General features: G+C 68.4%; 13 protein-coding genes, 1 pseudogene and 1 riboswitch. Of the genes and pseudogenes, 4 read left to right on the forward strand and 10 right to left on the reverse strand.

Annotation, left to right across the window (positions count from 1 at the left end):
* Nucleotides 1–34 precede the first annotated feature (34 nt).
* Nucleotides 35–1,582, reverse strand: coding sequence for an acyl-CoA carboxylase subunit beta (locus ON22_RS13705; RefSeq protein ID WP_033241806.1), 1,548 nt, complete (start codon nt 1,580–1,582; stop codon nt 35–37).
* A 110-nt stretch (nt 1,583–1,692) separates the two neighbouring features.
* On the opposite strand from ON22_RS13705, the gene ON22_RS13710 reads away from it, so the two are divergent.
* A complete protein-coding gene (locus ON22_RS13710; RefSeq protein WP_156052197.1) occupies nt 1,693–3,378 on the forward strand; it encodes a hypothetical protein in 1,686 nt (561 codons plus the stop codon).
* A 62-nt stretch (nt 3,379–3,440) separates the two neighbouring features.
* Here the strand turns inward: ON22_RS13710 and ON22_RS13715 are convergent, their stop codons facing one another.
* Genes ON22_RS13715 through ON22_RS13735 form a run of 5 tightly spaced genes read right to left on the reverse strand, consistent with a single transcriptional unit; the run spans nt 3,441 to nt 9,080 of the window.
* Nucleotides 3,441–4,940 (reverse strand): ABC transporter ATP-binding protein, encoded by a 1,500-nt coding sequence (locus tag ON22_RS13715; protein WP_033241804.1) that lies wholly within the window; start codon nt 4,938–4,940, stop codon nt 3,441–3,443.
* The gene (locus ON22_RS13720; RefSeq protein WP_063820587.1) at nt 4,933–5,814 is read right to left on the reverse strand and encodes an ABC transporter permease; all 882 of its coding nucleotides are present in this window, start codon (nt 5,812–5,814) and stop codon (nt 4,933–4,935) included. Before ON22_RS13720 ends, ON22_RS13715 begins: the two co-directional genes overlap by 8 nt.
* The gene (locus ON22_RS13725) at nt 5,811–6,761 is read right to left on the reverse strand and encodes an ABC transporter permease (protein ID WP_033241803.1); all 951 of its coding nucleotides are present in this window, start codon (nt 6,759–6,761) and stop codon (nt 5,811–5,813) included. The genes ON22_RS13720 and ON22_RS13725 overlap by 4 nt, the downstream gene beginning before the upstream one ends.
* Before the next feature lie 31 nt (nt 6,762–6,792).
* Nucleotides 6,793–7,557 carry a class I SAM-dependent methyltransferase gene (locus ON22_RS13730; protein WP_033241802.1) on the reverse strand — a complete coding sequence of 255 codons (765 nt, stop codon included), beginning with the start codon at nt 7,555–7,557 and terminating at the stop codon, nt 6,793–6,795.
* Nucleotides 7,554–9,080 carry an ABC transporter substrate-binding protein gene (locus ON22_RS13735; RefSeq protein WP_033241801.1) on the reverse strand — a complete coding sequence of 509 codons (1,527 nt, stop codon included), beginning with the start codon at nt 9,078–9,080 and terminating at the stop codon, nt 7,554–7,556. The genes ON22_RS13730 and ON22_RS13735 overlap by 4 nt, the downstream gene beginning before the upstream one ends.
* A 110-nt stretch (nt 9,081–9,190) precedes the next feature.
* A riboswitch (cobalamin riboswitch) is annotated at nt 9,191–9,328 on the reverse strand.
* A 234-nt stretch (nt 9,329–9,562) separates the two neighbouring features.
* On the opposite strand from ON22_RS13735, the gene ON22_RS13740 reads away from it, so the two are divergent.
* Nucleotides 9,563–10,540: a glycosyltransferase family 9 protein gene (locus ON22_RS13740; RefSeq protein WP_033241800.1), complete on the forward strand. Its 978-nt coding sequence runs from the start codon at nt 9,563–9,565 to the stop codon at nt 10,538–10,540.
* 28 nt (nt 10,541–10,568) lie between these two features.
* On the opposite strand, the gene ON22_RS13745 is transcribed toward ON22_RS13740, so the two are convergent.
* A complete protein-coding gene (locus tag ON22_RS13745; protein WP_033241799.1) occupies nt 10,569–10,886 on the reverse strand; it encodes an ArsR/SmtB family transcription factor in 318 nt (105 codons plus the stop codon).
* Between the two features lie 187 nt (nt 10,887–11,073).
* Between ON22_RS13745 and ON22_RS13750 the strand changes: the two genes are divergently transcribed.
* Complete coding sequence (locus ON22_RS13750; RefSeq protein WP_033241798.1) at nt 11,074–11,787, forward strand: M23 family metallopeptidase; 714 nt, start codon at nt 11,074–11,076, stop codon at nt 11,785–11,787.
* 316 nt (nt 11,788–12,103) lie between these two features.
* Here the strand turns inward: ON22_RS13750 and ON22_RS13755 are convergent, their stop codons facing one another.
* Nucleotides 12,104–12,427: a hypothetical protein gene (locus ON22_RS13755; protein WP_081595554.1), complete on the reverse strand. Its 324-nt coding sequence runs from the start codon at nt 12,425–12,427 to the stop codon at nt 12,104–12,106.
* A 423-nt stretch (nt 12,428–12,850) separates the two neighbouring features.
* Between ON22_RS13755 and ON22_RS13760 the strand changes: the two genes are divergently transcribed.
* On the forward strand, nt 12,851–13,186 hold the full coding sequence (locus ON22_RS13760) for an RNA polymerase-binding protein RbpA (protein WP_033241797.1): 336 nt from the start codon (nt 12,851–12,853) through the stop codon (nt 13,184–13,186).
* Nucleotides 13,187–13,311: 125 nt separating this feature from the next.
* On the opposite strand, the gene ON22_RS13765 is transcribed toward ON22_RS13760, so the two are convergent.
* Both ON22_RS13765 and ON22_RS13770 read right to left on the reverse strand, forming a co-directional pair.
* Nucleotides 13,312–14,094, reverse strand: a complete 783-nt coding sequence (locus ON22_RS13765; RefSeq protein ID WP_086007731.1) for an ABC transporter permease — start codon at nt 14,092–14,094, stop codon at nt 13,312–13,314.
* Nucleotides 14,095–14,216: 122 nt separating this feature from the next.
* Nucleotides 14,217–15,205, reverse strand: a pseudogene (locus tag ON22_RS13770) (ATP-binding cassette domain-containing protein).
* Nucleotides 15,206–15,233 lie beyond the last annotated feature (28 nt).

The raw sequence follows: 15,233 nt of genomic DNA on the forward strand, positions 1-15,233 counted from the left end.
ATCGGCCGGCGGCGCCGGCGCCACGGCAGATGCGCTACAGCGGCATGAGGTGGTGTTTGCGCGGCCCGTGCCGGATGGATTTATCGCGCAGCAGGCGCAACGCCCGGCGGATCTCCAGCCGAGTCTGCGACGGTTCGATCACCGCGTCGATATATCCACGTTCGGCTGCCGTCCACGGCGTCGCCACGGTCGTGTTGTAGAAGTCGACCATCTGCTCCCGCAGCACCGGGCGCGCCTCCTCGGACACGGCGGCGAGTTGCCGCCGCTGGGTGAGCCCCACGGCGGCCTCGGCGCCCATCACCGCGATCCGCGCGGTCGGCCAGGCGAGATTGATATCGCCACCGAGTTGTTTACAGCCCATCACCGCATAGCCGCCGCCGTAGGCCTTGCGCACCACCACGGTCACGATCGGGACGGTGGCCTCGACGACCGCGTAGAAGAACCGGCCGCCGCGTTTGATCACACCGATCTTTTCCTCCTCCACCCCGGGGAGGACGCCCGGGGTGTCGACGACGAAGACGAGCGGGAGGTCGAACGCATCGCACAGCCGGATGAAATGCGCCGCCTTGTCCGAAGCACGGGCGTCGATCGCACCGCTGGACACCAGCGGCTGATTGGCGACCACACCGACACTGCGTCCGTCGACCCGGGCGAAACCGGTGATCATATTGCGCGCCGTCGCATCGCCGACCTCGTGGAACTCACCGTCGTCGAAGAGGCGCAGCAGGACGTCGTACATGTCGTAACCGGCGCGATCGGAATCCGGGATGATCGAATCGAGTGCCCGATCGGAATCGGTGAGTTCGGGTTCGAGGCCGGGGTTGATCAGCGGCGGCCGGTCGAAGCAGTTGGACGGCATGAAGCTCAGATAGCTGCGCACCCATGCGAACGCCGCCTCCTCGTCCGCGGCGACATGGTGGATATTGCCGTTCTGGGCCTGGTTGCGGGCACCGCCGAGTTCTTCGAGCGTGATCTCTTCACCGGTGGTCTCCCGGATGATGTCCGGTCCGGTGACGAACATATAGGCGGCTTCGGTCGCCACGAGCACATCGGTGTTGATCGGTGAGTACACGGCACCGGCCGCGCATTTACCGAGCATCACCGAAACCTGTGGCACCACCCCGGACAACCCCAGCTGCCGCCGGCTCATGGCCGCATACCAGGCCAGCGACGTGACTGCGTCCTGTACCCGGGCGCCTCCGGAATCGTTGATCGCCACGAACGGGCAGCCGATCTCGGCGGCGAGATCCATCGCCGCGGCCACCTTGCGGCCGAACATCTCGCCGACGGACCCGCCGAACACCGTCTGATCGTGGGCGATGACCACGACGGGGCGGTCCTCGACCGTGCCGCGCCCGGTGACGACACCGTCGCCGTAGAGGCTGCCGGGATCACCGGGTTGGCGGACGAGTGCGCCGATCTCGACGAAACTCCCCTTGTCGAGCAGCATATCGATACGCTCGCGGGGGCTGTGTACACCTTTGGCGGCCCGTTTGGCGACACCCACCGGACCGGCCGGTTCGTGCGCAACCGCCAGATTCTCCCGTAGTTGTTTCAGTTTTCCAGCGGTTGTCGCCTCCACTGTGTACGCCCTTCGTCGTCTCGATCGAGCTCTCGGTATCGGTATGCCGTGACGACCCTAGCTCCGATAGACGCGTTCACAGCGCTGTGCACCGCAATAGACTTTCCGGCATGTCGTCTACTGCAATACATCGCGCACCGGAACCCAGCTATCAGCAGCGCAGTGGCCGGGCGCTCGAAGAACGGACGAAGGCGATGATCGTGGCGGCGGCCGAGCAACTGATGACAGACCGGCTCGCCGAGCGCGATACCGAGGATGCGCTCGCCCATCTCACGACCGCCGATATCTGCGCCCAGGCCCGCGGCTACCTCCGGCGCGACGGCACCGAGGGACCGATCCCGAAGGCCACGATGTGGAAACACTTCAAAACCGTCGAGGCGCTGGCCGCGGCGGTGGCCGACACCATGACCGCCGCCGACCGGCCGGTTCCCGACCAGGTGCTCCGGCTGGCGGCGGGCCGCACCTCCATTCCGCCGGAAGGCGTGGATACCCGGAGACTGGAAGCGCGGCTCGCGGGCCGGCACTACGACCTGGATCAACTGGCGGAGCAGTTCGACCGCGCCGCCGCCGCGGCCGACCACGCCGATATGCTCTACTGGGCCGCCGAACTCGCCGAACGTGGACTGCGCGAGCGCCGCCGGGGCGACCACACCCGGGTCGCGGACGCCCGCGACTGGGCGCGGCGCGGACTGGAACTCGCCGATCCCGGCTCCCGCCTCGACTGCATGATGGGTATCCGCTGCGCGCGGGCGGCGGCCGCAGCCGAGGCGGTGCTGTCGCGGAACCTCGACTACGAACCGACCGGCCTCAGCCGCATCCGTACGATCAGGGAACGCGAACTCGAATTCGCCGAGGCACTCGGCTGGGACCTGCACCGCCTGCTGGCCCGATTCCATATCGAACACGCGCGTGCTCTCGCCGAGGAGGATCCCCGGCGCGAGATGCACTCCGTATATACCGTTGCCCGGGAACTCCCTGCGCTCTGCGCGCCGGAATCGGACCGCCGGCCCGAACCCCAGGATCGCCTGCAAGCCGGTGAACTGGCCGAAATCATTGCCGCCCTGTGCCGGGTCGATATGGCCTACAGCCGTGCCCCCGAGCACGGCGCGCAGTTCGCCGCACTGTTCGGCGATGGCGTGCAGACACTGATCCAGGACCTGCTGGCCTGCTTCCCGGCCACCACCGGCGAGCGCCGGCGGCACGAGGGCAATATCCGGGCGCTGTTACGCCTGAGCGGATTCGTGCACCGTACCGGACGCGCCCTCGATCCCGCGGCGGTGGCCACCGCCGTCGAGAACTACCGGCAGGCCGCCGTGGATCTGCTGCGCACGGCCGAATACGGCCCCCTGCGAGACCTCTTGGTAGCGCAGTATCTGACCGCCAAGGCACGGTCACTCGCTACGGCGGAATCGGATACGAACCCGGCCGCACCAGGCGCCGGAGCAGCACCCGGGTCGCTCGTACACCCGCGACCCGAAGGCCTGATCCAGGCCGCCGTCCAGTTCTACGATCACGCCGCCCGGGTGACCAGCCCGCGCGGATCCGCCGGTGTTCTCCGGGCCCGGGCCGCGCAGGCCGGCATCGAATTGCGGCAATCGATTCCGGCGCCGAGTGATCCGCACGCCGCAGCGTCCGGTGTACTTGCCGGGGGTGAGTTCGACAGCATCGTCCGAGCCATCAACGATCTCGTACTGATCATCATCAGCCGCCGCAACAGGTTCACCGATACCGAAGTCGCGCGATTGCTCGAACTGGTCGACCCGATGTACGACTACATCACCGCGGGCCGGAATTGAACCACCGGCGCCGGGATCCAGGTTCTCGGCCCGGAACGCCGGCCGCGCCGCCGCATCCGGTCTCACGGGTGTACTGCCGGCGGAGCGCGGTGCGTTCTGTCGGCATGTACGAGACGGGCCAAGATTTCCGGGCCGGAGCTGCCGGTCAGCGTGGCCGGTGGGCCGATATCGGCGATCCGGCCGCTGTCCAGTACCGCGAGCCGGTCGGCGCGGTCCAGCTGGCTGCGCAGATCGTGGCTGATCCACAGGATCGCGGCACCGGTTGTCCGCCGGTAATCGTCCAGGTGGTCGAGGATCAGGCCGGCAGTGGGTTTATCCAGCGCGGTGGTCACCTCGTCGCACAGCAGGATTCGGGGCCGGGCCAGCAGGGCCCGGGCGAGGGCGGCGCGTTGGAGCTGGCCGCCGGAGAGCCCGGCGGGCAGGCGGGCCGCCTGTGCGTCGTCGATCCCGAGATCGGCCAGCAACGCTGTCGCGGCGGAGCGCGCCCGGGCCCGGTCCAGCCCACGCAGCCGGATCCCGGTGGCGGACACCTGGTCCAGGATGTCGCGGTGTGGGTCGAAGGCGGCCGCGGATTCTTGCCAGACGTACTGAACACGGGCGATCTGCTGCCGGGTCCGGCGGCGCAGTACCGGTAGCGCCTCCCCGTTCGCGTGGATATCGCCGGCGACCGGCCGGTCCAGTCCCGCGATACACCGGGCCAGAGTCGATTTGCCCGCACCGGAGACGCCGAGGAGACCGACCATTTCACCGGGGTGCAGGTCCAGGTCGATATCCCGCAGCGTCGGTGTGTGCCGCGGGCCGGCCGCGAGACCGCGGACCTGGAGGGCCGGTTCACCGCGTGCTTCCCGTCGCGGACCGGCAGCCCGGGCGCGCCCGACCGGCGCAGGTCCGGATTCGACGAGCCGGCCGCCGCTGACGAAAAGTGTGTGGTCGCTGAGTTGTTCGACCACGTAGGGGTCGTGGGTGACCAGCAGTACGGCTTTGCCTGCATACCGCAGGTCCCGAAACGCGTTCAGCAGCGCGGCCCGGGCCAGCGAGTCCAGCCCGACTGTCGGCTCGTCGACCACCAGCACCTCCGGCTCGCACACCAGCACCTGCGCGAGCGCCAGCCGAGCCCGTTCACCGCCGGAGAACTCGAACGGGTACTTACGCAGTATCCGGTCGCGGTCGCCGGTATCGATCGCGACGGTCGCGAGTATCCGTGCGACCCGATCCCGTCGTGCCGTGGCGCTCATCCGGCGGCCGCCGTCGCGCCGGTGTTGCCGTGTGACCAGTTCGCCGAGCGCCGCCCCGATGCGCCGGGCCGGGTTCAGGGTGCCGGCCGCATATTGCGGCAGGTAGCCGATCCGCAGGCCCGGTGCACGGCGGATCTCACCGAATATCTCGATGCCGGGGCGGTCCGCGCCGGCGACGGCCGCTGCGAGGGTGGTCTTACCGGCACCGGACGGCCCGAACAGGGTGAGGATCCGCCCCGGCTCGATATCGAGGTCGGCGGCGCGCAGGATCGTGCTCGTTCCCGCCCGGGCGCTGAGGTTGCGCACCGAGATCAAGGGGTCAGCCATGGCGGCCTACGCGGGAAGGCCGTCGGCGGCGTCTGCTGTTCGCCACCTCGGGTGGTGCCGCCGGCCGGCGCTTGCGGGCCCCGGCGGCGCGCGTACGCGGATCCGACAGCAGATCGTCGACCAGCAGATTCGTCCCCACCGCCAGCAGCACGATGAGCGCACCGGGCAGCAGCACCGACCACGGCGCGATCATCAGCGCATCCTTGTTGGCCGCCACCGAAACCGCCCAGTCGGTCGAGGTGGTGTCGAAACCCAGGCCGAGGAAATTCGCGGACGCGAGGAAATAGACGGCGGCAGTGAAGCGGACACCCACATCGGCGGCGATGGGCCGGGCCATCGCGCGTACCGCGTACCGCCCGTACCGGTAGCCACGGCTCTCGCCCTGCATCCGCAGCGCATTCATGACCGGCCCGTGCACCACCCCGGCGGCCGCCATCCGCACGAACCGGGCGATGGGCGCCACCAGGGCGAGCCCGATGGCGCAGGCGATCGCCACGGCCGACCCCTGAGTACGCAGGGCAGCCACCATGATGAGCAGCAGCGCGGGGAGGCAGAGCAGGACATCCACCGGCCGCATGAGTAGATCGTCCAGCCACCGGCGCGGTGCGGCGGCCGCGGATACCCCGATGAGGAATCCGACGAGATAGGCCCCCAGCACGGTGAGCAGACCCACGGTCAGGAAGGTCTGCCCGCCCGTTAGTGCGGCGGCCAGGACATCCCGGCCCAGCCGGTCGGTTCCGAACGGTGACCACGGGGACGGCCCGAACGGCGCCGACCGGTCGTCCGGCGCGCCACGGGCAAGCAGCGGGCCGGCCACTGCGAACAACAGCGGTACCGCGATGAACGCCGTGTACATCCACCGCCGGGCGGTCATATCCGCACCTGCGCCGCGGCCGCCGGGTTCAGCCGGTACCCGGCCATATCGATTGCGGTGTTCACCACGACGGCGATCACCCCGGTGATCGCGACGATCGCGAGGATCACCGGAGCGTCCCGGTTCCCGATGGCGCCGATGAGTTCGGTGGCGATGCCCGGTACCGCGAACACCGCTTCCACGATCAGTACCCCGGACAGCAGACCGTCCCCCGTCCGGCCGAGTTCCTGCATCGCCGGGGCCAGCGCGTTGGGCGCCATATGCCGGGCCAGCAGCGAAAATCGGGAGATTCCGAGCCGCTGTGCCTGCGCGATATAGGGCTGGTCCGCCACCTCGATCACGCCGGCACGGACCAGCCGGACCAGCGGCGCGGCGACCCGCGCAACCGTGACGACCAGCGGAAGCACCAGATACTCGGGCTGTTCCAGCAGGGCCGGTAGATCGGCACCCAGGAACGTTGCCGGCAGGAGGTCGAGCCGGACGGACAGCACCGCCACCAGCAGGACGGCGAGGACGAAATCGGGGACCGAATCCAATCCGATGCTGATCGAGGTGATCAAGCGGTCGGTCACCGACCCGGGTCGCAGGCCGGCCGCAAAACCCGCGGTGACCGCCACTGGGACGAGCGCGAGCAACGCCAGCCCCGCGAGCAGCCCGGTGACCAGGAACGGGCCGGCGATCACCGATCCGACACTCGCGCCGTTGGCATAGGAGGTGCCGAAGTCCCCGCGCACCGCCTCGCCGAGCCATTCGAGGAATCTGGTCACCGGCGCGACATCGAGACCGAGCAGGTGCCGGGCCTGCTCCTGCTGCGCGGCACTCAGGACGGTGTTGTTCTGCACATCGGCGGCATCGCCGGGCAGGAGCAACGACAGCAGGAAAACCAGCACGAGCAGTACGCCGAGCTGCCCCACGCCGATTCCGGCGCGGCGGACGAGCAACCGCACGGACGGGCAGGCAGGCGATATCACCGGCCGATCACCGGATCGCGACCACGACGCGGTCGTCCCCGTACTGCCAGACGGTTCCGGCCTCGGCGAAACCGGCCTCGACCGCGAACGCGACATAGTCGTGGGCGGTAGGCCGGTCGTGCACCTTGTGTTCGAAGCCGCCGTCCCGCAGCCGGACCAGTTCGGCGAGTTCGGGAGCGTTGTCCACCGCCGCCCACCAGGCGGTCCAGTCCTCGGCGTCCGCGGTACCGCGGCGTTCGGCCCGGCGGGCGGTCAACGCCCGGCCCAGGGCGTCCAGTCGCGGGCCGGGCGGCCCCTCGTAGAGATGGTCACCGTCGACGAACACCCCGCCGGGCAGAAGGGCCGCGGCGCAGGTGCCGATCAGCTCCCGGAGTGGTTCGCGGTTCATCCAGTGCAGTGCGGTGGTGCTCACGAAGGCATCCGGAGCGCGGTCCAGGCTCAGTGCTGCCGGCCAGCCGGGTTCGCGCAGATCGGCGAAAACCGTGCGCAGACGATGCGAACCGTGGGCGGCCTCGCACAGGGCGAGCAGCAGCGGGTCGGCATCGACGCCGACCACCGTCGCCCCCGGCAGCCGGGCCAGCAGCCGCTGGGCCAGGGTTCCCGGGCCCACACCGAGGTCGACGATCAGCGGGTCGGGCCGGTCGAGCAGTTCGGTCAGCACATCGCCGATCACCTCGAACCGCATTTCGCGATCGGGCATATACCGTTCCTGCTGGCGGTCCCAGCGTTCGAGCCAATAGCGTGCCCGCGCCGGATCCAGCTTCGGGGTCATCGGGCACGCACCTGGTCGAAGCGGGCCCAGTCGTGCGAGTTCGGTACGGCCGCCGGAAGGTTCGCGAACCGGTCACCACCGGCACTGTTCCAGTTGGTGGTGCCGAAGAAAACGAAACCACCGCGGTCGTGCAGTATTTCGTGCATGGCCCGGTAGTGCGCCGCGCGGCCCTCCGGGCTCCGGGTGCCCTGAGCCCTGGCATAGAGGCGGTCGAATTCCGGATCGGACCATTTGGTGCGATTCTGCGGTGAGTGGCTCAGCAGCCGGGAGGCGAAATGGTTGGGGATCGGCAACGGACCCGACTGCCCCATCGTGAGGTGCCCGGTCTCCAGCGCCTCGGTGTAGTAGGTGTCCTTCGAGCCCAGCACCACGTTCACTCGCACACCGCAGGCGGCGGCGTGATCGGCGAAGAGTCGTGCCGCCTCCACGAAACCGTAGGCCACCGGCGCGGTGAACAGGTCGAACGAGAGGTCGCGCACGCCGGCGCGGCGAAGTAACCGGCCTACTTCGTCGGGGTCGTAGTCGTGCTGCGGGAGGTCGGCGTAGTACTGATAGCCCTGGCCGAAGACGTCGTTGCCGATCTCGCCCTGCCCTTCCAAGGCAACCTTCAGCAGTTCGGCCCGGTCGACCATCCGCATCACTGCGCGGCGCACATCCGGGTTGTCGAACGGCGGGCGGTCGGTTTTCATGGCGAAGAAGTAGATACCGCTGTTCGGTGTGGATACGAGCGTGGTTCCGGTCCGGCCCTCGAGGGTCCGGGCCGCCGAGGGGGTGAGGTTGTCCGCGTAGTCGATCTCCCCGCTCTGTACCGCGTTCACCCGGGCGTCGGCCTCGGCGCTGACGATCCGGAGTTCACCGATTCCGGGGGCGCCGGCCCAGTAGCGCTCGTTACGGGTGGCGGTGAACCGGCGGCCGGCGTCGAAGGATTCGAATACGAAGGGGCCGGTGCCCACCGGCCGGTGGAAATCGGTGGCACCGTCCTGCACGATCTTGGTCCCGTAGACCGAGAGGGCGATGAGGAACTCGAAAGAAGGTTCCTTCAGCGCGATCTCGACGGTTCGGTCGTCGACCGCCCGGCACCCGGACAGATCGACCCCGTCCAGCGAGGACGCCGCGATGAAGGGGCGCTGCGGGGCGGGCCCGAGCACCCGGGACAGGGTGTAGAGCACATCGCGCGCGGTGAATTTCTTCCCGTCGTGCCACTGCGTATCGCGCAGCGCGATCCGCCAGCGGGTGCCGTCGGCGTTGGGTTCCCCCGATTCCGCCAGGCGCGGGATCGGCGCCATTGCCGAATCCACCTCGAACAACCCGTCGTACACCGCCTTCATCCGGGCTTCGTCGATGAACAGGGTGTTCACCCCCGGATCGATCCCCTCCCCCGCCCCCGATCCTTGGAAGGCCGCGGTGAACGTATCCGAGGCGGACCCGGATCCGCTGCCGCACCCGGCGGCCACCGCACCCGCGGCCACCGCGCTGCCCAGCAGGAATGTCCGGCGATTCCACTCCGGTGGCGTACCACGCATATCCGACTCCCGTCGCGTCAGGCAGTTCACGCGACACGACACAGATATGCGAAACCGGCCGCGCACAGGCGGCTGGTCCGGCACAGAGATCAATACCCACGTGATCATGACCGTTCAGTACTTCATCCGCAGGTATCTGGCTTCGGTTCGCGCAGCGAACCTCACAGTTGCGGGACAGCCCCGGACTCGCACCGGTCTTCCCTGCGGACCGCGCCGACATTACCGAAGCGCACGCCGCGGAACCATACCCCCGCCGCGGCCGTCCCTCCGAACCACGCCCGCCGACCGGCCGGTACAGCGGCCGAGCACGGCGGATCACCACATATTCTGTGAGCCACGACATGTGATCCAGGCCGCGATCGGCCAACGTTTGCCCACCGAGCCCACGGGTAGTCAACCAAGGGAATGCTCTCGTCGTGGTCCAGCCCTCGGGATGGTGCGGGGAGGGGGCGCAATGGGCAACAGGTGGCTAGGAGAGTCGGGTGTCGGTAGTTCTCGTGCTTCAGGCACGCGGTCTCGGTGAGCTGCTCACCGCTGTTCCGGCGTTGCGTGCCCTGCGGCGGGCCCGGCGTAACGATCATCTTGTTCTCGCCACCCCGCATCGTCTGCGCCCGATGGTCGAACTCATCGCACTGGTGGACGAGATGGTGCCGATCGCCGACCCGCAGGGGTTGCGCTGGGACGGACCGCCACCCAAGCTTGCCATCAACCTGCACGGCGCCGAGGCCACGCCGATCGTGGAACTCGCCAAGACCGGTGCCGAACGTATCCTCACCTACCGCAATCCGGCGTTCCCGGAAATTCCCGGCCCGGACTGGCACGACGATCGGCATCCGATCGACCGCTGGTGCCATCTGCTCGAATTCGACGGGATCGGCGCCGACCGGCGCAATCTCGGGCTGGTACCGCCGGTGGCCACCACCAGCCACCGCGACAGTGTGGTCGTGCACGTCGGTGCGGGCGCCACTGCGCGGCAGTGGCCGGCCGATCGTTTTGCGGCGGTGATCCGGCATTTGCTGGTACTGGGCCACGAGGTGGTCCTCACCGGCAACGAAGGCGATCGCGAGCGCGCCCACGGTATCGCTGACCGGGCCGGGCTGGCCGGGCAGCGGGTGCTGGCCGGTAACCAGAATCTGATCGAACTGTCGGCCACTGTGGCCGAAGCCTCGGTGCTGCTGTGCGGCGATACCGGTGTCGCCCATCTCGCGACCGCGTTCGGGACCCGCACGGTGCAACTGTTCGGGCCCACCTCCCCCGCGCAGAGCGGACCGCCCGGGCATCTGCTCAACCGGCACGAAGTGCTGTGGGCGGGTCGTACCGGTGACCGCGAGGGCACCACACCCGATCCCGGCCTCCTGCAGATCGGCGCCGCCGAGGTGATCGCGGCATTGGACCGGCAGCTGAGCAAGCGCCGCTCCGAGGCCGGGGTGACGAGCGCCGCGTACCGCCGGGTGGGCTGACCACGTACGGGACACCGGCCACCCGGTCTCATACGCGCCCGCGTGCCTCGCTCACTGCTGCGGCATAGGCGGCGAGGGCGCTCGGCCAGAACTGTTCCAGGTAGTCGCGGGCGTCCCCGAGGCCGCGCGGGTCGAGGGAGTACAGCCGGCGGTTGCCGATCGGACGCACCATCACCAGGCGCGCTTCGCGCAGTACCCGCAGGTGCTGCGATACGGCCGAACTGCTGATCCCCACCTGTTTCGCCAACTCACCCACCGAGCGCGGCCCCGAGGGCAACGCTTCGAATATCGCCCGCCGGGTGGGGTCGGCGAGGGCGATCAGCGGCGCAACTCTGTTAGCGACCACTCATACAGTGTCTCCATCGGGCAACCCCTCGGTCAAACCCCCGGCGGATGTCTCATTTGTGCAGCTCGACGCGGGAAATTACAGGTTTCGTTACCGTACGGTTATAAGCGACCTGGGCTTATGCACCCGAGGTGACGGTAACCACATGCTTGCTGACTCGGCCTGCACGTCCCCTAGCTTGTAACTCATGCCCGTGACCCTTCCGTTACCTCTCCGCAAGCTCACGGTGCCGTCGATCGGCCGTCGTCGCGTAACGACGCAGGTTGTCGCCACCACGACTGCGCTCTGTGCCGGTTTCGGTCTCCTCGCCGCAGGGGCCGATTCCGATAACGAAACGATCAAGAACGTGGCGGCCACCGCGCCCGCCCCGGCCGCCACCGACGCGCCCGCCGCCGAACAGCAGGCCCACTCCCACGATCCCGCGGCGTGGGACCCGAACAAGCCCGCTGCGGACAATCAGCCCGTCGCGTTCCCCTTCCCGCCTCCGCCGCCGCCGCGGCCCACCACCGTGCGTCCGGTCGATGCGATCGTGAGCTCCGGTTTCGGCCCGCGCTGGGGCGCCAACCACTTCGGTATCGACTTCGCCGGCCAGCAGGGTGTGCCGATCCGTTCGGTCACCGACGGTGTGGTGATCGAAGCCGGTCCGGCCACCGGTTTCGGCCTGTGGGTGCGCGTCCAGCAGGACGACGGAACCGTCGGCGTGTACGGCCATATGCAGGACATCCTGGTCCATGTCGGCCAGCCGGTGAAGGCAGGCGATGTGATCGCCACCGTCGGCAGCCGTGGCCAGTCCACCGGACCGCATCTGCACTTCGAGGTGCATCAGCCGGGTGTCGGCAAGGTCGACCCGATGCCGTGGTTCGCCGGGCGCGGCATGGACGTCATGAACTTCCCGGGCTGACCCTACTTCCCGGCGGGCCGGAAACACCGGCCGCCCCACAACCTCCGATCTTCGTCGGGTGATCGGATGCCTGCACCGGCCATTGCTGCTCTGTACCGCAGCGATGGCCGGTCTGGCGTTTTCGGCCCGGTGGCCATGGTTTTCGATGATGAGCAGCCGATCAGGTTCGGGCTACACACCTTTCGTTGCGAATTCACCGACCACCGTAATCGTTTCGATACGGCCGGAGCGGATCGAACCGCACTGCTGGGCGACGTCGTGCTGCCGGCCCGGGAAGCGCAGCGGACTCTCGGCTGCGCCCGGTCCGCGACCCGAGTCAGCGCAACCGTTCGGCGTCGCGGGCGAGTTCCACCAGGACCACACTGAGACGCGCGAGCTCGTCGTTACCGGCGCCTTCGTCGATGGCGGTCGCCACATCCTCGGCCGCACAGCGCGCCGCGAACCAGCGGTCCGCGAGGGCGGTGGCCTCGGCGGCACTGAGCACCACCGAATCGGCGGGGATACCAGTGCCCTTCACATTGTTGCGGTGCTCATAGGCGCGCTGACGGCAGGATTGCCGGCAATACCGGCGCCGCCGCCCCGCTTCCGTATCAACGATTTCCCGACCACACCACAGACAGGACTGCAACCGGCGCGACATGACCCGACACCCTAATAGGCCTTCGCGCAGCAGCACACACCGCACACCGCGCAGAGTTCCCGGGCCGACGCCGTACAATCAATAGGCTCTCCCGAACTGGGAACGGATCGACCCTCGCGAACGTTGACAAGAAATAGGGCGCAAGGCCGTAACCGGCACGAACCGCGGTTCGTGTGCAGGGATCGGCTCGCAGACGTGACCCGAACGGTCGACGGAAGGCAACGGCCGGCGACATGCGAACCCACGAAGTTCGCAACAGCACAACCACAGGGGTCAACCCACCGGTTCGCCCCGGGCGGGTTCCGGTGCACCGCAGCGGATACGCCGAGAGGTGTTTCCGATCCGGTGATCCGGAACCGAACACCCGGGACCCGCGGACCTGCGCGCGGTAACGCGCCGACAACACAGAGAGGACCTGTACAGATGGCAGATCGCGTACTCCGGGGCAGCCGGCTCGGAGCGGTGAGCTACGAAACCGACCGCGACCATGATCTGGCTCCCCGCCGGATCGCCCGGTACCGGACCGACAATGGTGAAGAATTCGATGTCCCGTTCGCCGACGAGGCCGAGATCCCGCCGACCTGGCTGTGCAAGAACGGCCAGGAAGGTGTGCTGCTCGAAGGCACCTCGCAGGAGGCCAAGAAGGTGAAGCCGCCGCGCACGCATTGGGACATGCTGCTGGAGCGGCGCAGTAAGGAAGAACTCGAGGAGCTGCTGAAGGAGCGCCTGGAGCTGCTCAAGACCCGCCGCCGGGGCTGAGTCACAGCCCTTCGGGAGTCTCGGTTCGGGCTCAGGTCCCGAACACCGGCTGATAAGGCCGTACCCACCGGATCATCCGGTGGGTACGGCCTTTGTCGTTTCGGCGGCGGAGCCGGCGCGCGGGTTCAGCGGCTGGCCACCCGGCGGTAGCGCAGCAGGGCCAGCGGCATCGCGATGAGCAGGATCACCACCGAGCAGATCACGGCATATTCGACACAGTGCTCGGCCGGCCATCCGGTCGGCGCCTCGAAGGTCGGCGGCGCACTGTTCTCGAACAGCTTCCGGCCGGTGGCCGCGACCGCGGTGATCGGATTCCATTCGGCGATGGTGCGCAACGGCCCGGGCAGGGTCTCCGCGGAGATGAACGCCGAGGAGATGAACGACAGCGGGAACAACCAGATCAGCCCGGCGCTCTGCGCGACCTCGACATTCGGAGCGAGCAGGCCGGTGAGTGCGCCCACCCACGACATGGCGAAGGCGAACAACAGGATCACTCCGTAGGCGAGCGCGGCATCGGCCAGGCTCCCCTCGATGCTCCAGCCGACGATATAACCGCAGACGGTCATCACCAGCAGGCTCAGCATGCTCACCACGAGATCCGACAGGGTCCGGCCCATCAGCACCGCCAGCCGCGACATGGGCAGCGCACGCATCCGGTCGATGATGCCCTTCTCGAGGTCACCGGCCAGACCGACGGTGGTGAACGCGGCACTGAATGCGACCGTCTGCGCCATGATCCCGGCGATCAGGAATTCCCGGTACTCACCGCCGCCGAGCGAGGCGCCGAATACGTAGGCGAACAGGAAGACGAACATCAGCGGCTGCACGGTGGCGGTGACCAGCAGTGTGGGCACCCGCATGATGGTGAGCAGGTTGCGGTGGGCGACGATCGCGCTGTCGCGAATGATCCGCATCCGGGGCTCGGCCGATTTCGGGATCCGGTGCGAGGCGGGCGCGTGTTCGGTATCCGCGGTGTCCTCCTCGGTCCGATCGGTGGTTTCGGTTTTCTCGACCGCCATTTCTGCGGTACTCACGACATGATCTCCTCGGGTACATCGCTGGTTTCCGGCTCGGTGTCCGGGGTCGCCGGAGTGCCGGTGAGGGACAGGAAAACGTCGTCGAGGCTGGGCCGGTGCACGCGGGCATCGACGGCCAGCACATCTGCGTCGTCGAGGCGGCGCAGCGCTTCGACCATGGTGCGGGAACCGTCGGCGACCACCACCGACACCTCGGCGACACTCGCTTCGTGCGCGGGTTCGCCGAGACCGACATCGGCGAGTACCCGCAGCGCGGGCGCCGGATCCTGTCCGGGTGCCAGGGTGACGGTGAGGCGATCCCCGCCGATCGAGGATTTGAGTTCGTCCGACGATCCGCGGGCGATGACGCGGCCCTTGTCGATCACCGTGATCTGATCGGCCAGCCGGTCGGCCTCCTCCAGATACTGGGTGGTCAGCAGGACGGTGGTGCCGTCGCGGACGAGATCACCGATGACCCCCCAATATCGGTGCGGGCCCGCGGGTCCAGGCCGGTGGTCGGTTCGTCGAGAACCACCACCGGCGGGCGGGCGATCAGTGCGCCGGCCAGGTCGAGGCGGCGGGTCATACCGCCGGAATAGGTTCCGGCGCGGCGATCGGCTGCCTCCTCGAGCCCGAACTGCGCCAGCAGTTCCCGGGCCCGTTCGGTGGCGCTCTCGCGGCTCATACCGTAGAGCCGCGCAACCATGCGCAGGTTCTCGTAGCCGGTGAGGTTGGCATCGACTGCCGCGTACTGGCCGGACAACCCGATCAGGCGCCGGGCGGCCGCCGGATCGTGCAGCACATCGACCCCCGCGACCCGCACCGTTCCGGCATTGGGCCGCAACAGCGTGGTCACGATGCGGACGGTGGTGGTTTTACCGGCACCGTTGGGTCCGAGCAGACCCATCACGGTGCCGGTGGGTATTTCGAGATCGACATCGTCCAAAACGCAGACCCGGCCGTAGTTCTTCACCAGGCCGGTGATCTGTACCGCGGGCTTCACTGAGCGTTCTCCTTCGTTTCGGTACCGG

Origin of the sequence: Nocardia carnea NBRC 14403, assembly GCF_000308515.1 — a bacterium.
Classification (GTDB): Bacteria; Actinomycetota; Actinomycetes; order Mycobacteriales; family Mycobacteriaceae; genus Nocardia; species Nocardia carnea.